At 34.6% G+C, this 20,345-nt stretch carries 18 protein-coding genes and 1 pseudogene; 2 read left to right on the top strand and 17 right to left on the bottom strand.

Features of this window, described 5'->3' with window-relative positions; translation table 11 throughout:
- Nucleotides 1–100: 100 nt before the first annotated feature.
- The 4 genes from ASC84_RS13070 to ASC84_RS13055 form a co-directional block, all read right to left on the bottom strand.
- Nucleotides 101–1,000, bottom strand: coding sequence for a PHB depolymerase family esterase (locus tag ASC84_RS13070; RefSeq protein ID WP_056515376.1), 900 nt, complete (start codon nt 998–1,000; stop codon nt 101–103).
- 257 nt (nt 1,001–1,257) lie between these two features.
- On the bottom strand, nt 1,258–2,115 hold the full coding sequence (locus tag ASC84_RS13065; protein WP_056515373.1) for a DUF4344 domain-containing metallopeptidase: 858 nt from the start codon (nt 2,113–2,115) through the stop codon (nt 1,258–1,260).
- A gap of 242 nt (nt 2,116–2,357) precedes the next feature.
- Nucleotides 2,358–3,056, bottom strand: coding sequence for an aspartate/glutamate racemase family protein (locus ASC84_RS13060; protein ID WP_056515436.1), 699 nt, complete (start codon nt 3,054–3,056; stop codon nt 2,358–2,360).
- A 519-nt stretch (nt 3,057–3,575) separates the two neighbouring features.
- Nucleotides 3,576–4,472: a LysR substrate-binding domain-containing protein gene (locus ASC84_RS13055; RefSeq protein ID WP_056515370.1), complete on the bottom strand. Its 897-nt coding sequence runs from the start codon at nt 4,470–4,472 to the stop codon at nt 3,576–3,578.
- 555 nt (nt 4,473–5,027) lie between these two features.
- Between ASC84_RS13055 and ASC84_RS13050 the strand changes: the two genes are divergently transcribed.
- On the top strand, nt 5,028–5,915 hold the full coding sequence (locus ASC84_RS13050; RefSeq protein WP_056515367.1) for a LysR substrate-binding domain-containing protein: 888 nt from the start codon (nt 5,028–5,030) through the stop codon (nt 5,913–5,915).
- 154 nt (nt 5,916–6,069) lie between these two features.
- On the opposite strand, the gene ASC84_RS13045 is transcribed toward ASC84_RS13050, so the two are convergent.
- The 12 genes from ASC84_RS13045 to moaA form a co-directional block, all read right to left on the bottom strand.
- Nucleotides 6,070–7,371 (bottom strand): dicarboxylate/amino acid:cation symporter, encoded by a 1,302-nt coding sequence (locus ASC84_RS13045; protein ID WP_056515364.1) that lies wholly within the window; start codon nt 7,369–7,371, stop codon nt 6,070–6,072.
- Nucleotides 7,372–7,993: 622 nt separating this feature from the next.
- On the bottom strand, nt 7,994–8,617 hold the full coding sequence (locus tag ASC84_RS13040; protein ID WP_056515362.1) for a molybdenum ABC transporter ATP-binding protein: 624 nt from the start codon (nt 8,615–8,617) through the stop codon (nt 7,994–7,996).
- A gap of 4 nt (nt 8,618–8,621) precedes the next feature.
- Nucleotides 8,622–9,311 carry a molybdate ABC transporter permease subunit gene (gene modB, locus ASC84_RS13035; RefSeq protein WP_056515359.1) on the bottom strand — a complete coding sequence of 230 codons (690 nt, stop codon included), beginning with the start codon at nt 9,309–9,311 and terminating at the stop codon, nt 8,622–8,624.
- A 9-nt stretch (nt 9,312–9,320) separates the two neighbouring features.
- The gene (modA, locus tag ASC84_RS13030; RefSeq protein WP_056515356.1) at nt 9,321–10,064 is read right to left on the bottom strand and encodes a molybdate ABC transporter substrate-binding protein; all 744 of its coding nucleotides are present in this window, start codon (nt 10,062–10,064) and stop codon (nt 9,321–9,323) included.
- Nucleotides 10,065–10,105: 41 nt separating this feature from the next.
- Nucleotides 10,106–10,894, bottom strand: a complete 789-nt coding sequence (gene fdhD, locus ASC84_RS13025; protein ID WP_056515353.1) for a formate dehydrogenase accessory sulfurtransferase FdhD — start codon at nt 10,892–10,894, stop codon at nt 10,106–10,108.
- 81 nt (nt 10,895–10,975) lie between these two features.
- Nucleotides 10,976–13,405, bottom strand: coding sequence for an FdhF/YdeP family oxidoreductase (locus ASC84_RS13020; protein ID WP_056515350.1), 2,430 nt, complete (start codon nt 13,403–13,405; stop codon nt 10,976–10,978).
- 131 nt (nt 13,406–13,536) lie between these two features.
- Nucleotides 13,537–14,016 carry a molybdenum cofactor biosynthesis protein MoaE gene (locus ASC84_RS13015; protein ID WP_056515347.1) on the bottom strand — a complete coding sequence of 160 codons (480 nt, stop codon included), beginning with the start codon at nt 14,014–14,016 and terminating at the stop codon, nt 13,537–13,539.
- Between the two features lies 1 nt (nt 14,017).
- Nucleotides 14,018–14,269 carry a MoaD/ThiS family protein gene (locus ASC84_RS13010; protein WP_004820361.1) on the bottom strand — a complete coding sequence of 84 codons (252 nt, stop codon included), beginning with the start codon at nt 14,267–14,269 and terminating at the stop codon, nt 14,018–14,020.
- A gap of 48 nt (nt 14,270–14,317) precedes the next feature.
- Nucleotides 14,318–14,941, bottom strand: a complete 624-nt coding sequence (locus tag ASC84_RS13005; protein WP_056515344.1) for a molybdenum cofactor guanylyltransferase — start codon at nt 14,939–14,941, stop codon at nt 14,318–14,320.
- Between the two features lie 34 nt (nt 14,942–14,975).
- A complete protein-coding gene (locus ASC84_RS13000) occupies nt 14,976–16,193 on the bottom strand; it encodes a molybdopterin molybdotransferase MoeA (protein ID WP_056515341.1) in 1,218 nt (405 codons plus the stop codon).
- Nucleotides 16,190–17,113 (bottom strand): bifunctional molybdenum cofactor biosynthesis protein MoaC/MoaB, encoded by a 924-nt coding sequence (gene moaCB / locus ASC84_RS12995; protein WP_034614123.1) that lies wholly within the window; start codon nt 17,111–17,113, stop codon nt 16,190–16,192. Before moaCB ends, ASC84_RS13000 begins: the two co-directional genes overlap by 4 nt.
- Before the next feature lie 94 nt (nt 17,114–17,207).
- Nucleotides 17,208–18,266: a GTP 3',8-cyclase MoaA gene (moaA, locus tag ASC84_RS12990; protein WP_056515338.1), complete on the bottom strand. Its 1,059-nt coding sequence runs from the start codon at nt 18,264–18,266 to the stop codon at nt 17,208–17,210.
- A gap of 320 nt (nt 18,267–18,586) precedes the next feature.
- Here moaA and ASC84_RS12985 point away from each other — a divergent pair.
- Nucleotides 18,587–19,157, top strand: a pseudogene (locus ASC84_RS12985) (integrase core domain-containing protein); the annotation flags it as partial.
- A 144-nt stretch (nt 19,158–19,301) separates the two neighbouring features.
- Here ASC84_RS12985 and ASC84_RS12980 read toward each other — a convergent pair.
- The gene (locus tag ASC84_RS12980; RefSeq protein WP_056515336.1) at nt 19,302–20,309 is read right to left on the bottom strand and encodes an AraC family transcriptional regulator; all 1,008 of its coding nucleotides are present in this window, start codon (nt 20,307–20,309) and stop codon (nt 19,302–19,304) included.
- Nucleotides 20,310–20,345 lie beyond the last annotated feature (36 nt).

Genomic DNA, 20,345 nt, shown 5'->3' with positions numbered 1-20,345 from the left:
AAAATCAATTAGGCTTCATTAAGGAAACCTAATTAAATTTCCCATATAAAAGCGTATTAAAAAAATTATTTTTCCTAAATTAAAGAAATTACTCTTATTTTTAAAAACTAGCAAACCATCTCGAAACATCTTTTAAGAAATAATCTGGTGGGTAATGTCCTTTTAAACTCCCACCTCCAGAATACTGACCAAGTTGATAAAGAGTCAACCTTACAGGTGCAACCTGACATTGGGTGTATTCAATTGTTTCGTTTGATAGTTTTTTAGTCAAAGAGGTTTTACATTTATGATTATCTAACCAAAATGTATTCTGCTCTTTTCCAAACAATCCATTTGGACTCTTACTGCCAAAAAAATCATCTGCCAAACCAAATACAGTCCAAACTGCAGGATTACCTTTGCATTTAACAGCATTATTATCATCATCATAAAACCAATATGGACTATTGGCTGCAACTGGTGCAATTGCTTTAAACTGATCTCCTAGCGAACATCCAACTACAGCAGCCATATCGCCTCCCCAAGAATGCCCTGTAACAAATATTCTTGTTGAATCAATTGAATAATTACGCTTAACTAAAGAAAGTAATTCCTCAGTAAATTTGATATCATGATTTCCAGAAAAATCCCCACCGTTTGGCCCTAAGGCCCAACCTTTATCAACTCCCCAGCGCCATTTTTGATCAGGATAAATAAAAATAGTATCAGACATATTTTTTTCTAATCCATGAGCCGAAGAACTCCATCCCTGCCCAAACCAATCCTTCATTTCTTTACCTGTAGTATCTGTTCCCGCAAAAACCAATACCAACTTATATTTTTTCAATGGGGTATAATTTTTAGGTAAAGTAACGAAATAACTTCTATTTCCTCCAGCAGCTTCAGAAAAGTTATTATTCAGTTGCCCACTTGGTGGCATAGCCGCAAAAACCATATTAGTAAATAAGAAAAATAATATATTAATCTTAAATAAAATTTTTAAAATACGTTTTATTCCCATATCATCCACCTAATTTTAAACATCATATAATTTAAGAGTTATATCTAGATTAAAATTAATATATTTAAAATATATTAATAATATAGCAACATGAAACAACCCAATCTTGAAAATCAGTTAAATATAAGATTGCACAACAAGCTTCTTAAAGCTAAAAATATTACAATCCTTTTTAAACGATCATAAATTCAATAACTTTCCTGTTAATATGTCTTCCTAAAAAGAAAAATCTGGTACCACGACTAACTCGAAGATAACTAAGCATTCTTTTTCTTTTTAAAATAAGGAGCAAGTAAAGAATCCCAAGCATCAACTATTTGTTGATATTCATATTCACAGTCTTCAGCACGTTCCTTATGAAGCAACTCATCATCTATAAGACTCTGGAAGCTCTTCGGATCAGAACCATAAACGTAACAAAGAAAATTTACAGCACGTTGTGCATCTAAAGAATGTGAATCATAAAAAAGTAAATCATCCAATGAAGTCGCTCTTCTTGCAGCAAGACCATAGGTATCTGAAACTGTAAGAAGGTACTCTTTATCTTGATCGTCATAAGTTAAAATATATGCTGCCAACTGATCTGCTACATCTTCTTCTCTACCCGTAATTTTTAAATCGAGCTCTGCAATAAGGGCGTGTCCAGTTTCATGGAATAAAGTTCCCACAGCACTTTGATATAACTCGTTTTCTAATATGACACCTGAATCGCCAGCTTCAGTGAACATTTTCCTTTCTTCTGCACCCAATTCGTAACATAGTTCAATTGTTTTCTTATCACTGTCATAAAATGCATTCGCTTCATTACACTCTTTTGCAATAACTTTGATATCAGAGGGAATATTAACAAAATCATTCATTTCTTCAGTATAGCCTTCTAATAACTTCCGACTACGCCAAAGACCTTCCTCAATTCTATTGTCTGCATTTAGAGCAGGTTCATAAATTGGGATAAATTTTCCTTGTAAAGTAGGTCCCTTACTTGATGCCTGTTGTTGAGTATTTGTAGATTTACTGTCTGAACTATCATTACAAGCCGTCAGGCCTAACAGCGTTATGAATGTAACAGAAAATAATCTTAAAATTTTGGAGTATTTTAAAACATCATCTTTCATATATAGATTTCCTTTTTAATTAAAAGTATTTGAATATTAATCAAAGATAAAATTCAAATAAAAAATAGATTATTAAATTCTCACATTTAAAAAAATCATTTCAATAAAAATAATAAACACCCCTCTTGATCATCAAAAAATTTCATCGATATCTTTTCTTTCAATTTAAAAACTAAAAATTCAAAATCCAATACAGATTTTATTTTAGTTAAAAATTCCTCTATGCAATTATTTCAAATATTTTAGCAATGCTTATACTGGTACCAATTAATTGCATTTTTAATTAATAAATCAGTTGCATCTATGAATAAATCCGGATGTATTTTAATCCAATCTTCTAAAATTAGAGGAATTTCTGTACATGCAAGAAGGAACTTTTTATCATCTTTTAATGTATAATTTTTAATAATGCTGTTCATTATTTCTTTAGCTTTTGCATATTCTCCAGCTTTATACTTATAAATGCTTTCCATTATTAGATTCTGAAAAAAAGAAGAAGGAATAGTGAAGTTAATTTTATTATTAACAAATTCCTTTTGATAAAGTTGAGTACTAATTGTAGCCGTAGTCGCTAAAATACAGACTTCCTGAATATTACTATTTTTAATATATTGAATAGCTGATTCAACAATACTAATCATTTTTGTATGAGTAGATTCTTGCAACCGATCAAACCAAAAGTGGGCAGTATTACATGGAATGATTATACATCCGACATTGGCATTTTCTAAAATTCGTAAATATTCAACCATCTTTTCTAATGGTTTATCATTTTTATTCAAAATGGATTTTGTTCTATCAGGTATGTCTGGAATACATACAGTTATGACCGGAATATGGTCTTGATCACAGTTTGCTTTAGTATTTTTAATAATTTTATTCATGGCATCAACTGTCGCCTGTGGCCCCATTCCACCTAAAATTCCAATTGGTTTATTCATATCCATTTCCGAGCAATTACTATATGAACTTAGCATTGCAAGAAAAAAATTTATCAGTTTGCAAAAAATAGATGTAAAATCCAAAAAATGCATAAGCATTCTATTTGTATTTTTTAAATTTTTATATCAAATTATTGATTTAATTACATTAATTAAATCTAGGCATTATATAATGATGCATAATTTGCATAGCTATATTAAAAAATGCATAAGTTTTGCATCATTTTAATGCACTCTTTGGGGAATGATGTTGATATTTAAAATACCTTTTAGTTTAATTATTATGATTAACTAAAAAATAGGCTAAACAATAATGATATTTTTGTATAAACATATTAAATGATTATAAATCTATATGATTTTATTTTTATTTTAATAATTTTGACTGTATTAATATCTTCACTTTTTTGAGTTATTGGTGTGTGCAATAGACTGATATAAACATTATTATTAGATCAGAGCTACAAACTTAAAAGTACAATTATTTAAAAAACTAAAGTGCTACGGATTTATTTCCATCTATGTAATTTCCCAATCTATAGCTTTAACAAAACTCCATAATCCTTCTGATGCGGCATTCAATCTAGAACTACTTCTATATAAATATATATCAACAGATAACACAGAGTTTTTTAGAGGAATAACCATGAGTTCATTATTTTTAAGTTCATCTTGGATACTGTAATCTGGCAACCAGCCCACACCATATCCCCCTTTAATCATATCTTTAAGTAAGATACTCATTGATGATACAAACGTAGTACTAAAAGAATGAGATTGATGTTCTTGAAGAAATTTATTTACTTTCTTTCCCATATAACTATCATCGGTATAATTCATTAAAGGAAGCGAACCATCTTCAAGGGAAAACTTAGGACACCCTAAATGATTTGGGGCCGTAACTAAATATAATTTTGCTGAGAAAAGTTTATGGCATAAAAATTGAGTGTTCATAAGCTCATCATCATAAAAAGAAGCGATAAAATCACATTTCCCATTTCTTAGATGATCAACTGTCTCATTTACATTGATTGACTCAACATAAAAGATTTTTTCTTGATAATTTTTTAAATTCCCCAAAATTTTAGGAAAAATATATCCTGCTAATGAATGTGCTGAAGCTATAGTTACTCTACTTCTTATATCATTAGTACCTTTAATTTTATCGATGTTGTATTCAAAATCATCTAATAAACTTCTTACATGTAAAAGAAATAGCTTGCCCTTTTCTGTCAATTTTAGAGGAGATGTATCCCTGTCAAAAACTTCAAATCCCAAAGAGTTCTCTAAAGTCTGAATACTTCTACTTAAAGAGGATTGCGAAATATTTCTTATATCTGCGGCAACTGTAAAGTTTCGATACTTTTCTAAAACAATAAGATCATACAACCACCTTAACTCTATGTTTTGTATCATAAAAACTTACTACCCATTTATAACTAAATTTATACTTTAGCAATGAAAAGTCCACAAAAATATGACATAACTCATTTATTTTGAGCTACTGCCAAGACTGGTTCTACAAAGTTATCATCTCATGATTTAATCAAACATGAATATAGAAAACTCTTCACTTAAGATTGTCACTAAATGGCTTAAATATCTATAATTTCCTATATTTAATTTTCCAATAGTTAATATTATTTCTGCTAATCTTTCTTTATCAAAATTATCAGATTTTATTAGATCGTAAAGAAAATTAACAAGCTCAGCAAAAATGCTTTTTTTTGACTAGAACCTGATTATTTATAGCTAAGATTCTAAAAAATATACTTTAAAAACCATTCATTTTAAATTAAGCAATATTTATAATAGCGTATACTCTAAAAATTGGTTAATAATTATCAAAAAAAATCCCTAGCAATAGAAAACTGATATTAAAATTATTTCTTATATTTTTTAAAAATATTAATACATTAATTTTCCACATAATATATTATAATTTATAAAAGTCTGCATTAAGTATTAGTTATGACATTAGAAATTCGATGGATTGAAGACTTACTTGCTCTAGAGCAAGAAAAATCAATTTCTCAAGCAGCAGAGGTACGACATGTCACACAATCTGCATTTACACGGAGAATTCAGAACATTGAAAATGCATTTGGATTCCAAATTCTAAAAAGATATAGTAAAAATATTGATTTTACCGAAGCGGGACAAATTTTATTAGCTTCCTCAAAAAACATCCAAAACCAACTTAATGCAACAATCAACTATCTTGAAAAAAATATTAAAAATAATGAATTAAATATAAGGTTTGCTGTATCACACTCCTTAACAACCCAATTTTTCCCACGATTTATCAATGATTCATTAATAAATTTAGAAGATTTAAAATTAGAAATTATTGCATCCAACTTCAAACAAGGGCTGGGTTTACTCAAAGATGGCTCTTGTGATTTATTAATTTGCTATTGCGATCAAAAAACATTACAGCAACTTGATCTTTCTCTTTTTGTCTTTCATAAAATTGTGAAAATGGAAATACTCCCTGTTACTGCACTTGATAATGGTATTCCTAAATATTCAATTGATCAGCCTTTCCCCCTATTGGCATATAGTAAACAAGCATATTTAAGAAACTGCGTTGATGAGGTGATTGAAAAAAATCTAAATTATCGAACTCTATATGAAACAGATAATGCCAGTGATTTAAAAGAATTAGTTATACAAGGTTTGGGTATAGCATGGCTACCAAAATTATTAATTGAAAAAGAGATCTCCGAAAACAAATTAAAAATAATAGATAACAAAAACTATAATACATCTCAAGATGTCTACATTATCAGACACAAAATTATTATTTCAAATAGTATTAATCAGATATGGAGATCAATAACTGCACCAAAAAAATAAAAAATTAGCATATGGTATTTTAATTATGATCTTAAAAACCCGCATCAACATAGTGATCATTAAATTAAGTGATAAATACAACATCAAGCTTGCTATTTAAAATCACTGTTGATACTCTTTTTTAGTAGGTTATTTATATGCTACATAAAACAGATTAGCAATTATCTGCTAATCGATTTACTGGGGTAGCATTTGAGTCAATCACTTCATTCTCTTGTTCAGCATGCTCATATTTATCGCCTTCTGTACGAGCAATTACAGCAGTTGCAATGCTATTGCCAATGACATTAGTTGCAGTACGTCCCATATCTAGAAATTGATCGATTGCTAAAATTAATAAAATACCAGCTTCAGGCAATTTGAACATGGCTAGAGTTGAAGCGATAACGACAATAGATGCACGAGAAACACCAGCAATTCCCTTACTGGTTATCATTAACGTAACTAGAATTAAAGCCTGCTGAGTCCAGCTCAAATCAATATTATAAGCTTGAGCAATAAACAAAACAGCAAATGCCATATACATCATAGACCCATCAAGATTAAATGAATAACCTAATGGAAGCACAAAGCTGGTGATTCGTTTAGGGATCCCAAATTTGTCTAAAGCCTCCATCGTTTTTGGGTATGCTGACTCACTACTGGCTGTAGCAAATGCCAATATGGTAGGCTCGCGAACCACTCGCATCAATCTAAATACATCTTTTTTCAAGAAGATGTAGCCGAATGAAATGAGGATCATCCAAAGAATCAGTAATCCGATATAGAATTCTCCAATAAAAATACTATAATCAAGAATTAACCTAGGTCCTTGAACTGTAATGGCAGAAGCAATTGCCGCAAAAACCGCAACAGGTGCAAAAGCCATAACATAATCTGTAATGCGGAACATGACTCGACAAAGCTCATCAATAATCCGGCCAATTACAGTAGCTTCATTTTCGTGCTGAACATAGGCTAATGCGGAACCAAAGAAAATTGAAAAAACTAGAATTTGCAAAATCTCATTATTCGCCATTGCTTCAGCAAAACTGCGTGGAAAAATATGAGTAATAAAAGTTTGTAGACTTAAACCTGATGCACTAACACCAACATCGATAGCTTGCTTCGGAATAGTCAGGTTCATTCCAGCACCAGGTTGGAAAAAATTTGCTAGACTCATACCGAGTAAAAGTGAAAGTAAAGATGCCCCAATAAACCAACTCATAGCTTTTAAGGTAATTGATCCTAAAGAAGATGACTTTCCCATTGATACCAAGCCAGAAACAATTGTTGCAAATACTAAAGGCGCAATAATCATTTTAATTAATCTTAAAAAGACATCAGTGACAATCTTGAAGTATGAAGAAATTTCAGTTGCTTGTATGGTATTTAAATTACTATGGCATACCCAACCCACCAATACTCCTGATATCATTGCAATCAAAATATATTTGAGTAATTTTTTTTGATTCATAAAACAAATTCCTTCTTTAATATTATTTACATCAAAATTTTGATCTTACATACAGACTTTGATGATTATCCATTTTGGTTACATAGCGATGGCTTTACTTTTTCGTTAAAAAAATTGGCTCAACAATCCGCTGTCGCAAGTGTTGCTTTTTTTTTTATAAAACGACAATGCAAAAATTAAATCTTGTATGCAAATAATGCATATTTTTAACCACGTCTTATCATTACCAAAACAGCTATTTTTTAATTCATCTATTTGTTAAAAATCGAATACAAATGATGTATTGGAGTAATCTCATTTCATTTTATTGTTTTAAATCATATCACTAGATAAAATTAAAAATCATAAGTTTGAATTACAAATTTTGTCTACCTTAGTACTTACTTTAATATTTGCTCTATTAGTTTTTGATTAAACGCTGCTACCTTGATGTGCTTTAAAAGAGCTTTTAATTTCTCTTGCAGTCATTTTCTAGTAACCCTATTATTTTTCTAACATAGGTTGTTATACAAATCTAGAATTGAGTTGCCATATTTATTTTATGGTTCTAAATTTCTAAAATATCCCCAATTTATTCTAAAAAAATATAAAATGAATTTTTCAAATTAAACCCAATCGACAATCATGATAAGTGCCAAATGGTATCTGTTAACAGTTTGACTTCCTCGATATCATGAGTCACATATAACATAGGAATTTTAATCTCATTCTTTATTTGTTGAAAGAATGGAATAATTTCAGCTTTATGCTCTGCATCTAAGGCTGATAAAGGTTCATCTAATAGCAGAATATTCGGCGAATATAAAATCGCACGACCCAATGCCACTCGCTGTTTTTCGCCACCAGACAGATGTATTGGCATTCGACCAAGCAGATGGCTCAGCTTTAATAATTCAATGATATAGTCCAACTCAAATTGACGTCGCTCAACATCAATTCGGTTATATCCAAACTTTAAATTTCCCATAACATTTTTATGTGGGAATAATTGGGCATCTTGAAAGACTAACCCCACACGGCGTTTTTGAGTGGGGATATTTATTTTTGTTTCATGATCAAACCAAGTATCTCGGTTCACTTTGATCCAGCCTTGTTGTGGCGTATGTAAGCCAGCTATCGCATTTAAAATGCTGGTTTTACCTGAACCAGAATGTCCAAATAATCCCACAACACTTTCATCAGACTTAAATTGCTGATTTAAATTAAATTTATTAAATTTCAGGGTTATTTTAAAATCGAAATGCATTACGTTAACTCTGTTTTTTCTTTTGATAGCGGTGAAACCACTGTGCAAACCATAATGCCAAAAATGCCACAGTCAATGAAATCATAATCAGACGTTGCAAGGCATGATTCATATCAGGCTGTTGCATCAAACTATACATCGCAAGCGGCAGAGTTCTGGTTTCACCCTCAACATTCCCCACAAATGTAATTGTTGCGCCAAACTCTCCTAAACTACGACAGAAACATAAGATTGCACCAATTAAAATACCACTACTCGCTAAAGGTAAGGTCACGTGCATAAAAGTTGAAAATCCAGATGCGCCCAAAGTTTTTGCAGCCATTTCTAGCTTTTGATCAACAAGTTCAATCGCCAGACGAATCGATTGGACCAATAATGGAAATCCCATCACTGCTGAAGCCAAGACTGCACCTTTCCAATTAAATGCAAAATCTAGGCCGAACTCCGTTAAATATTTCCCTAAGAAGCCTCGATTACCAAAAACTTGTAAAAGTAAAAAACCTGGCACAACTGGCGGTAACACCAAAGGTAAAAAAATCAATGTTTCAAATAATGATTTTCCGAAAAAATCTTTACGTGCCAAAATCCAGCCAACGATAATGGCTGGAATCAAGCTAAAAATCAGACAAAAACCAGCAACTTTACAAGAGAGTTTTAAAACTTCAATTTCTGCTGGTGACAGTACATCAAACATAACCGATTTCTAATTGAGAACGCTAAAACCATATTTCTTAAATATGGTTTTAGCTTCATTGCTTTGTAAATATTGATAAAACTTAACAGTTTCAGGGGTCGGTTTTACCATCCCCATTGGGTAAACAATCGGTGTATGCGTGTTTAACGGAAACTCAGCAATAACTTTAACGTCTGGACTAATTGCAGCATCAGTTAAATAAACAATCCCCACATTACATTCCCCACGTGCCACAAAATTCAGTGCAACGCGAACATCTTCTGCTTGAACTAAACGCGGCTGAATTTTTTCCCACCACTGCAATGAGGTCAAAGCTTGCTTTGCATACTTTCCAACAGGAACACTTTTGGTATCGCCTGTACAAAGCTTGCCTTTAAATGCAGTAGTTGGGTCAAATGACGGGGTCATTTTGAATTGTATGTTTTGATTTTTCGGGCTAATCAATACCAAACGATTACCAAGTAAATTCTTTCTATTTTTAGGATTAATCAATTTTTTATCTTGTAAATAATTCATCCACTGCTCATCGGCAGAGATAAATAAATTGGCTGGCGCCCCTGCTTCAATCTGTTTTGCCAGTGTCGATGAACCTGCATAAGATGTTTTAATTTTTATATTATTTTTCTTTTCATATTTTTGATCTAGTTCTGCTAGAACATTGGTTAAACTGGCTGCAGCGTAGACTGTGATTATATCTTCTGCATAAGCATGACCCATTGCAAGCAAACTCAAACTAAATAAAATTTTTTTCATCGACATCTTCCTTTGATTAACAAAAAATTGATCTCTAAGCATTACTGACTATAAAGGACAAAACCATCACCCCGACAAAAGCTTGCCAATGTGAGACCTGAAGCTTGTGCCATCTCTATTGCCATACTGGTAGGCGCAGAAATTGTTGCAAGTAATGCGATATTTAATACAACACACTTTCTAATCAGTTCATAACTTGCTCGACTGGTCATCACCACAAATCCTTTTGACAAATCAAAGTTCTCTGCTGAGATATGACCCAGTAATTTATCTAGCGCATTATGTCGTCCAACATCTTCAAAAATAGCATGAATGATCCCCTCCACAACCCAAGCAGCAGCATGCGCTCCACCAGTCACAGCGGTAATCTTTTGCTGGTTTTTTAATTGTTTGATTACGTTAGGAATTTCTCTTAACCATTCTGATTGAATTGTAGAACTAATTTTTGGCAATGAAAATTGAAGTTGTTGAAGACTTTCTATACCACATAAACCACATCCTGTTCTACCAATCAGCATTCTGCGATGTTGTTTTAATGCCATAAAAGCTTTTGATGAAATTTTCATCTCAACCTGTATACCAAAATTGTTGTGAATAATATCAAGCGAGTAAAGTTCTTTTAAACTTGCAATTATTCCTTCAGAAAGGCTAAATCCTTTTGCGAATTCAGCGATATCAGTTGGTGTAGCCATCATCACAGCATGAGATATACCATTATAAACCAATGCAATAGGATATTCTTGAACAACCTGATCAAACTGAACATCTGTTTTATCTTGATCAAATCGTGTAATTTGAACTGACGCATAACCTGAAAATAGTGATTCCAACTTGAGCTTTCCTTACAATTTAGGATAGCAATCATAGGTTACTATCCAATTTCACGTATCCTGCAATAAACCAGTAAATAATTAAATCTCAACCTTTTTTTCTGCATTCTCAGGATCGACCTCAGTAAATAAATTGAAGTGCTCAGGTGCATCGCCAGCATGTAAAATAACAGGAACACTTTTTGAAGCTGGAATCTTGGCGTATTGATCATGACTTGAAAGCGCAACCAGTGGATTGGTTTCAGGATAATAAGCGGCCAGACTTCCTGGTGGAATATTATAGGGAACGATTCGGAAACTTTTCACGACTCTTTTTACCCCATCAGAGAATACACTTTCAATATCAACCCATTGATCAGCAACAAAACCGGCTTCATCAATATCTTGTTGATTTATAAATAATACACGGCGCTGGCCAAACACACCTCTATAGCGGTCATCTAGGCCGTATAAGGTCGTATTGTACTGATCATGCGAACGAATCGTCATTAAGGTGTAGACTTTGCTCTTCGTATACTGGGCAGAAAATTGATTTTCTTGATCGTTATAAACTTGGGTTAATGGCGTAATGAGGAATTGTGCTTTACCCGCGGGGGTATTCCAAACTTTAACATTGGCAGGATGAATAAGATGGAAACCACCCGGTTGATAGGCTCGCCCATTGAAATCTTTAAATTCCTCAAAAACCTCTTCAATAGAATCACGAATACGATCATAGTCCTCAACATACCAACGCCATTTAATTTTAGAGTCAGGTAACGTCGCTTCAGCCATTCGTGCAACAATATCAGGTTCAGAAAGTAAGTTCTTTGATGCAGGTTCATTGCGCCCAGCGGATAAATGAACATTACTCATTGAATCTTCAACTGAGATCGCCTGATTCCCTTTCAATTGTTTATCCAGCTCGGTACGACCTAGACATGGAAGAACCAAGGCGTCTTTACCACATACGAGATGGCTACGATTGAGTTTTGTTGCAATATTTACCACCAGTGAACAGCGTTTAAGCGCTTCTTGAGTATATGGGGTGTCAGGTGTGGCAACTGCAAAATTCCCGCCTAAAGCAATAAAAACTTTAACATCGCCTTCATACATCGCTTTAATCGTTTCTACCACACCATAGCCATGTTTGCGTGGCGATTTAATGTTAAAAACACGATCAATATCATCCAGCATTTTTTCACTTGGTAATTCATTGATCCCCATGGTCCGATCACCCTGCACATTACTGTGCCCACGAACTGGACATAGGCCTGCTCCAGGACGACCAATCTGTCCTTTCGCCAAAAGTAAATTAGCCAACATATGAACATTTGCAGTGCCATGTCTATGTTGTGTTATGCCCATTCCCCAACAAAAAATTGAACGCTCAGACTCACAAAACATTTTAGCAATTGATTCTAAGTTTTCTGGAGAGAGACCTGAATACTGATAAATATCACGCCATTCTGTTCGGTCAACTTCTTTTAACATTTCATCAAAGCCAACAGTATTCTCAGCAATATACTGCCGATCAAATACCCCCGTTTTACCTGCGAGTATTGCCTGTTTATCCCATTCATGAAGATGCTTCATCATACCTAACAGAAGCGCATAATCTCCGCCAATTTTCGGCTGAAAATAAAAGCGACTAATAGGCGTACTGCCATTCGTCATCATCTCAATTGCTGCTTGAGGATCCTGAAAACGCTCTAATCCACGTTCTTTGATTGGATTAATCGCAATAATATTTCCACCTCTACGCGATACTTCACGTAAAGTTCCTAACATTCGAGGGTGGTTGGTACCAGGATTATGCCCAAAGCTAAATACGGTATCCGCTTGATCAAAATCATCTAAAGTAACGGTACCCTTGCCAAGCCCAATTGAATCCTTCAAACCAATACTAGTGGTTTCATGACACATATTTGAACAATCAGGGAAGTTATTTGTTCCATAACTTCTGACAAATAACTGGTACAAGAAAGCTGCTTCATTGCTTGCCCGACCAGATGTATAAAATGCTGCCTGATCTGGATGATCCAAAGCTTGAAGATGTTGAGCGATAAGCTTAAATGCATCATCCCAAGAAATTGGGACATACTTATCTGTAGCCGCGTCATAACGTATTGGATCTGTGAGTCGCCCCAAATCTTCGAGGTAAAAATCATTTTGCTCAGCTAACCAACTCACCGTGTGATGCGCAAAAAATTCGGGAGTAACTCGTTTACTGGTTGCTTCGAATGCAACAGCTTTTGCACCATTTTCACAAAAGTTAAATGCGTGCGTATCTTTTTTTTCAGGCCATGCACAACCAGGACAGTCAAAACCTGTCGGCTGGTTAATATTCATTAATGTAATTGAGCCTTTGGCAAAGACTTCTTGCCTTTTTAAATTTCTAGCAACACTCAACAAAGCGCCCCAACCTCCAGCTGGGTGCGTATAGGGTTCGATACGCGCGAAATTAGTATTCTCCTGAATATGGCGTTCTTGGCCTTCTGTTTCAGCTTTATTTTTTTCTAAATCGTTCATTTGAGTGCCCTCTTTAATGGCTTATCTGATTAAAAAATCAGCTCAAGAAAAAATTCATTTACTTTACATGGTAACTTTTCATAATAATCATTCATCATTCTTATAACTTAAGCTGCTTAATTTACAACGACTTAATGAGAATTTGAATTCAAATGAAGATGTTTATGCGAAACATCGTCATCTTTTCGGATACAACAGCCAGCAACATATTCACTGGAACCATCTGAGTAAAACTCTTCTTTCCAGACTGGAACTTCATGTTTTACACGTTCTACAGCCTCTTCACACGCCATAAAAGCTTCTCTTCGATGCGGCGCATAAGCCACTGCGATGATTGCTTTGCCTCCGATATCTAGAGCGCCAATTCTATGAATAACCTGAATATATGATACTGCATATTTGTTTTGTATTTCTTGCTCAATTGCACGAATCATTTTTTCAGCAATGGGCGTATAAGCAGTATATTTTAATGCCTTAACACTGCGACCTTCATGGTGATTTCGAACCGTTCCAATAAAAATTCCAATACCACCACATTCAGGAAAATGATCAATGGTTTTAAAATCATCTAAACTCAGATCCGTTTCCTTAATCCGAGATCTATCTGTCATGTTAGCCTCCTGCTACAGGGGATAATAAAACCAATGTACAATGGTTTGTTAATCGATGTCGACGGGGAATAATTTCTTCACCAATCGCACATGCACACTTCTCTAAAAGACTAGCGCAATCAGGATATTGATCAGAAATTTGCTGCAAAATTTCTGAGACCATACTATTTTCAACACAAGAAAAATTTAAATCTTTAGGTAACAGTCTTTCAATTGCACCATAAGTTTCAATCTTAATTTGAATCTCTGCCATTTAACACCTTTACTTAAGCATAGCGCCACAATGAGTATTTAGGGTGAACTAAATTGAATTTGAACCACTGAATATGTGTAATTCTTCACGGTATAGTCTTAACTCCTGTTCTGAATTAATGCTATGAAAACTTATAGGGTTTTCATATTTAACGACCTTTGGATTCAAATCATCAAAGCATTTTCGAATACTTAATTGTTCATTAGCCAAATGCTTTTCGAGCGTAGCTAAACTGTCTCTTTTCAACAAACAAAAGGGGTAAAGGTTTTGTTCGTTTATAGAGATAAATACAGCTTGAGAATTTTCTGCCTCCAATAAAGCTTGATGCATTTTTGATAAGACATCTTTAGGGATAAAAGTAATATCGCAGGGAATGAACAGAATATAATCTGTAGTTACATGTGCCCATGCGCTTTTCATTCCCATTAATGGCCCTAAAAATCCCGCCTGATCATCTGAAAAACAGGCTATTTCAGCGATGATCTCCTGATAAACAATACAGTCCTGATGACTATTCACCCAAATTTTCGCAACCTCATCACAAAATTGATGGTAGATTTTAAGCAGTTGCATTTCATGATCAAACTGCTGCAAAAGTTTGTTTTTACCTTGCATCCGTCTAGCTTGACCACCAGCTAAAATGACTAAGTCAGTATTTGGATATTGAGACATTTTATTGTTACCCAAGCGTATCAGACTCAAAATACTAAAGACGAATGAACTCAATGAATTTGGGGCAATTTTCAGCATTGTTAAACACTGGAATTCGACCAATGACATTCGCTTCACTTAAATTACTTAGCATATGCGATTGCTGTTTTTTGAGTTTTGAAACACTAAGTTGCCCTTGCTCATCAACATTCAGTTTCATACGCAACAGTTGTTCTCGACTATCACCCTTTACAGCTTCGCTTAAGCTTGCCTTCTCCCATTCTGGTTTGGCTTCTTTTAAACCTTGCATTGCTTTAAGCAAAGTGAACACATGGATTTCTAAACAAACAAATACTGCTGCTGGATTACCCGGCAACCCTAATAAATAGGAAGACTGGTTTGGTTTTTTATATTCAGCAAAATAAATCGGTTTGCCTGGTTTCTGAGCAACTTGCCAAAAAATTTCATTTGCCCCTAATGCAAGAGAAACAGGGCGAATCAAATCATAATCCCCAACTGAAACCCCACCAGTTGTGATAACTAAATCGTAATGATCTAAGGCATTTGCTAAAGCCTTTTTCAAGACAGTTTCGTCATCTATCACATGTTCTAAATGGATCGAGTAAAAACCTCTTTCCTTCAACCATGTCAAAACCATTGGTGAATTCGCATCAAAAACCTGAGCGCTATTATCAAGACTTTTGCTGACTTCATCCCCTGTAATCAATACAGCAATACGAGGACGGTTAAAAACACTGACCTCTTTTACCCCAGCCATACTTAGTGATGCAACTAAGCCACTTTTTAGATATTGGCCCTGCTTTGCCAATATTGTCCCAATGGATAATTCTTCGCCTTGATAACGAATATCTGTCCCTTTGTTAAGCGCTTGATTTAAGCTGATTCGGCTATCTAGTTTAGATACTATTTCTTGTCTGGCAACTGTATCAGCCGAATCTGGCAATTTACCGCCTGTAAAAATTCGAACACATTGTCCAGACTCGATCTGAACATATTCTTCAATACCTGCGCGTATTTCTCCAACCAATTCAAACACGGTAATACCGGCAAGAATATCTTCGCTTTTTAAGGCATAGCCATCTACTGCACTCTGAGTAAATAGAGGTAATGCAATCTCAGACAGGACATCTTGTGCCAGATAATGTTGATGTGCTTCTACCAGTGGCAGAGTCTGAACCGCTCGCGATTCAACCGTAGAATAAGCTGCCAATGCTTGATCTAAACCTATTAATCCTTGACCAGAACAACTCATTCATAACCTCCTGGGTGTGGTAAGTCTCGACATACATCAAAGATATGCACCAAGGCAGGTAAAATCGCTGCCATAGATTCAGAAGCACCACCACGGCTTCCTGGTAACGTAATGACTAATGAACGGTCAATAAAACCAGCTACACCACGAGACATTGCCGCATAAGGTGTCCGTCTTTGCCCAAAAGCACGTGCCGCTTCCATCAGGCCATTCAGTTCTCGTTCCAATAATGGTTCTATCGTATCAACAGTAATATCGCGCTTGCCTATGCCTGTCCCACCTACCGTAATGATGCATCCATAAGATTGCACCAACTCTGAAATCAATTGTTTTAGTTGCAAAGGCTCATCAGCGATGATTTGATAGTGAATTGGATCAAATCCAGCCTCAGTTAAGGTTTCAACCACAGAACGTCCCGCAGTATCAGGTTTTTTTCCAGAAGCGACACTATCTGATAAAACAATGACTGCAGCTGATACAGCTTGTCGAAGATGACGTTTATAGTGCGATTTCCCGCCCTTTTTCAATTCAAGTTTGCAATGACCAATCATCAGTTCATCTGGTTCACAATGCGGTTTCAACATGTCATAAATCGTGAGCGCAGCCAGACTTGCGGCAGTTAAAGCCTCCATTTCAACACCAGTTGGCGCAATCGTTTCTACGGTTGCCGTAATCTTGACGCGATCTGCTAGTATTTCAAAATCGACATCAGCTCGATAAATAGGTAAAGGATGACAAAGCGGAATAAGCTCATCGGTACGTTTGGCTGCAAGAATCCCTGCGATTCGTGCTGTTTTTAGTGCATCGCCTTTTTCAGTATTACCCTCTGCTAATAATTGTAAACAATGCGGAGGCGCGAATAACTCTGAACTTGCAGTAGCAATACGATAACTCTCAGGCTTCATGCCTACATTTTTCATAAAAAATCCTGTCAATTTAAATAATACACAACTTCACAATAAGCGATTCATTTCAAATAAAAAAGCATATACAATTCTATCTCTATGTATAAAATCAACCGCCAATAGAATGCATACTAATCTTACGAATGGGTGCAGCTTGGTAAGCAATATAGCCTGCCTTTTTTTGCCAAACCGTATCCAAAATTGTTGCTATCAATTGTTTTCCCTGAGCTTTAGCCAATAAATGTCGAACAGAAATACCTGTATTGGCAAACAAACATGTAAATAACTCACCCGTCGCGGTTAAACGCAAACGATCACAACTTTGACAAAAAGGCTTGCTGATGGTGGAAATAATACCCAGTTTAAAACGTTGATTGAGTGTATATATTGTGGCTGGGTCATTATTTCGCTCTAATTTATCGATGCGAAAATGTGGCGAAAGTATATTGATAATGTCATCCTCAACCACGACTTTCTCACGCTTCCAATGCTCAGGTTGATCCAATGGCATATATTCAATAAATCGTAGTTCAAAGTCATTTTGATAAGCCCACTCAGTTAATGACAATATTTCCTGATGATTCTGTCCATACACTAAAACACAGTTGAGTTTAATTGGGATATTTGCAGCTTTTGCCGCCTCAATTCCTTTTAATACGGGTGTTAAGGGTTTTTGAGTCATTTTAAAAAAAGTGTCTGGATCAACACTGTCTAAACTTATATTTAGATCATCAAGCCCAGCTTGTTTTAGCTCAACTGCATATTTTTCTAAATAATAAGCATTCGTCGTCATTGAGACACGTTGTAAACCTGATGGTCTTAACGTATTGAGCGTATAAATAAAATTAACGAGTCCTTTTCGCATCAACGGCTCGCCACCCGTTAAGCGAATTTGAGTGATGCCAAGCTTAATCATCACTTCGCAAAATCTATAAAGTTCTTCAAAACTTAAAATATCCTGTTTAGCTAACCAGGTCGGATGATCAGGCATACAATAACTGCATTTAAAATTACATCGATCAGTCAACGAAATTCTTAGTTTTCTTTTATGTCTTTGAAACTGGTCAACTAATTTCGATTCAGGTAAATGTGCTGATAAAATAGATTCAAACTGGCTTTTTGTTTCAGAGCTTATGCTTACAGAGCTTTGTTTTGATACCTTCATCATTTTATTTCTCAGCACTTAAAAACAGTTTTGCTTCATTAAAGTTGCGTGGCAAAAATAGATAAACCAGTAATAACACCTAATCTAGGTACCCTACACCCTGGTCATTCAAAGCCGAATCAACCTTTCTTATTGAACTTTGTTGTAAAACCAGTCCGTATGGCCTTGTTCAGCAATATCATTCACAGATCAACAAACCCGTATCTAAAACCTATCATACAAGCCATTCATCTTCTACTGCCAAGCCTTGATAAATTGATGAAATCTTTTAATCTGCTTTGATCCCAAACGTGGTCGTATTTACCAACGCAAAGGCAAACATAATAGAAACACACCATCCAGGATATCTTGGAGCAAAAGATATCTTTTACGTTGGCAATCTCAAAGGTGTTGGTCGAATCTATCTACAAACTTTCATCGACACCTACAGCAAAGTCATTCATTGCCAGCTCTATACAACGAAAATACCGATTACAGCAGCAGATCTTTTTAAATGATCCTGTATACCATTTTATCAGTCACAGGATCTACCAATGCTGCGTATCCTGGCAGATAGGGTATTGGATATTGCGGTGAAGGTTGAACAACATAATTATGAGCTATGTTTAGCCATCAATGATATTGATCACACAAAAACAAAACCAGCATTCCCACAAACGAATGGAATATGCGAGCGTTTCCATAAAGACGATCTTGCAAGAGTTTTATCAAATTACATTTAGGAAGAAGCTATATAGTACATTAGCGGAATTACAAGCTGCTCTAGACGTTTGGCAAAATTCTATAATACTGAACGAACATATCAGGAGAAAAATGTGCAGTGGTCACACACCACTAGAAACATTACTTGAAGGGAAGCGAATTTGGGCTGAAAAGAATCTAGCTCAAATTTAACCTGACAGACACACTAAAAAAGGGTAACTGTCAGATCAGGTTTGAGCGAGTACATGTAAATTTAACAGAAGTAATTTCTGGGCCATTTCTAATAAAACTTAGTGAATTTAACAAAATGAATATAATTCTTTAACTTTACCAATTTCAAATAGCATCTTTATTAAAATCTTTTCTCCATTGTATTGGACTCATACCAAACCAAGTTTTAAATGCTCGGTTGAAAGAACTTTGTTCATTATAAGCGAGCAAAGCTGATATCTCATTAATGTTCAATGACCTGTCCTCAAGGTATTGTAATGCCAGTCCTTTTCTAACTTGGTTAAGACGTTGCTTAAATGTATAACCTTGTTTTTGTAATTTGTATTGAAAAATTCTCGTAGGAAGACCTACTTTTTTGGAAACATATTCAATATTGATATTACCTTGATGAATAGCTTTGATAATATTTTGTTGCACCAACTCATCAAATGAATTCACCTCTGGTAGCTCCGTCAACAAAATGTCTGCTTGCCTATTTAAAATATTTTTTAAAACAGGATCAGCCTTATTTATTGGCAACTCTAAATTACTTTTCGCAAAAAACATCCTTGTTCTATTTTTTGAAAACTCAATATTACAATCAAAATATTTTTCATAAGTACGTGGATTTTTGGGTCGATCGAATACAAACTCCACTTTGTTCAACTTCACAACATTGGGCGCTACAATGATGTTTACAATATTAAAAAATATAGCAATCATTGTCTCATCCGCTAACTTACCCGCTTTAAAGTTTGCATCAAACTCCCATGAAACAACAAGGCTTTCATCTTCAATAGAAACTTCCATTTGCATAAAGTCATAACAGAGCCTTTGATATTTAATAAAAAAAGGCAGTGCATCATATAAGCTTTCACATGATAAGCCGATGTATCCTAAAATACCTAAATGTGAAGGTTTTACATATCTAGCAATTTCTAATCCTAGAGATGGTCTATTATATTTTTCTTCAATTGCTTTCAACATTGCTAACCATTCAGTAAATGGAATTCGTTTGTATTCATGCAAATTGTTTGAAATTTTAGCGACATTTAAATTTTTTTTTAAAACAAAAAGCTCTAACAAATCAATTAAACCGCTCGTCACAGACTTCAAACTATAAATACGCTTCATCTTTAATTTCCCCTGTACATCTAAAAAAGATTAATC

Origin of the sequence: Acinetobacter sp. Root1280 (genome assembly GCF_001425285.1) — a bacterium.
In the GTDB taxonomy this organism is placed as follows: domain Bacteria; phylum Pseudomonadota; class Gammaproteobacteria; order Pseudomonadales; family Moraxellaceae; genus Acinetobacter; species Acinetobacter guillouiae.
Note: the sequence above shows the minus strand (reverse complement) of the source record. Positions and strands in the feature narration are given on the sequence as shown.

Bases quoted from the DNA above. Each gene is read 5' to 3' on its own strand.
- ASC84_RS13070 (WP_056515376.1), bottom strand. From the start codon at position 1,000: ATGGGAATAAAACGTATTTTAAAAATTTTATTTAAGATTAATATATTA.
- ASC84_RS13065 (WP_056515373.1), bottom strand. From the start codon at position 2,115: ATGAAAGATGATGTTTTAAAATACTCCAAAATTTTAAGATTATTTTCT.
- ASC84_RS13060 (WP_056515436.1), bottom strand. From the start codon at position 3,056: ATGAATAAACCAATTGGAATTTTAGGTGGAATGGGGCCACAGGCGACA.
- ASC84_RS13055 (WP_056515370.1), bottom strand. From the start codon at position 4,472: ATGATACAAAACATAGAGTTAAGGTGGTTGTATGATCTTATTGTTTTA.
- ASC84_RS13050 (WP_056515367.1), top strand. From the start codon at position 5,028: ATGACATTAGAAATTCGATGGATTGAAGACTTACTTGCTCTAGAGCAA.
- ASC84_RS13045 (WP_056515364.1), bottom strand. From the start codon at position 7,371: ATGAATCAAAAAAAATTACTCAAATATATTTTGATTGCAATGATATCA.
- ASC84_RS13040 (WP_056515362.1), bottom strand. From the start codon at position 8,617: ATGCATTTCGATTTTAAAATAACCCTGAAATTTAATAAATTTAATTTA.
- modB (WP_056515359.1), bottom strand. From the start codon at position 9,311: ATGTTTGATGTACTGTCACCAGCAGAAATTGAAGTTTTAAAACTCTCT.
- modA (WP_056515356.1), bottom strand. From the start codon at position 10,064: ATGAAAAAAATTTTATTTAGTTTGAGTTTGCTTGCAATGGGTCATGCT.
- ASC84_RS13020 (WP_056515350.1), bottom strand. From the start codon at position 13,405: ATGAACGATTTAGAAAAAAATAAAGCTGAAACAGAAGGCCAAGAACGC.
- ASC84_RS13015 (WP_056515347.1), bottom strand. From the start codon at position 14,016: ATGACAGATAGATCTCGGATTAAGGAAACGGATCTGAGTTTAGATGAT.
- ASC84_RS13010 (WP_004820361.1), bottom strand. From the start codon at position 14,269: ATGGCAGAGATTCAAATTAAGATTGAAACTTATGGTGCAATTGAAAGA.
- ASC84_RS13005 (WP_056515344.1), bottom strand. From the start codon at position 14,941: ATGTCTCAATATCCAAATACTGACTTAGTCATTTTAGCTGGTGGTCAA.
- ASC84_RS13000 (WP_056515341.1), bottom strand. From the start codon at position 16,193: ATGAGTTGTTCTGGTCAAGGATTAATAGGTTTAGATCAAGCATTGGCA.
- moaCB (WP_034614123.1), bottom strand. From the start codon at position 17,113: ATGAAAAATGTAGGCATGAAGCCTGAGAGTTATCGTATTGCTACTGCA.
- moaA (WP_056515338.1), bottom strand. From the start codon at position 18,266: ATGATGAAGGTATCAAAACAAAGCTCTGTAAGCATAAGCTCTGAAACA.
- ASC84_RS12980 (WP_056515336.1), bottom strand. From the start codon at position 20,309: ATGAAGCGTATTTATAGTTTGAAGTCTGTGACGAGCGGTTTAATTGAT.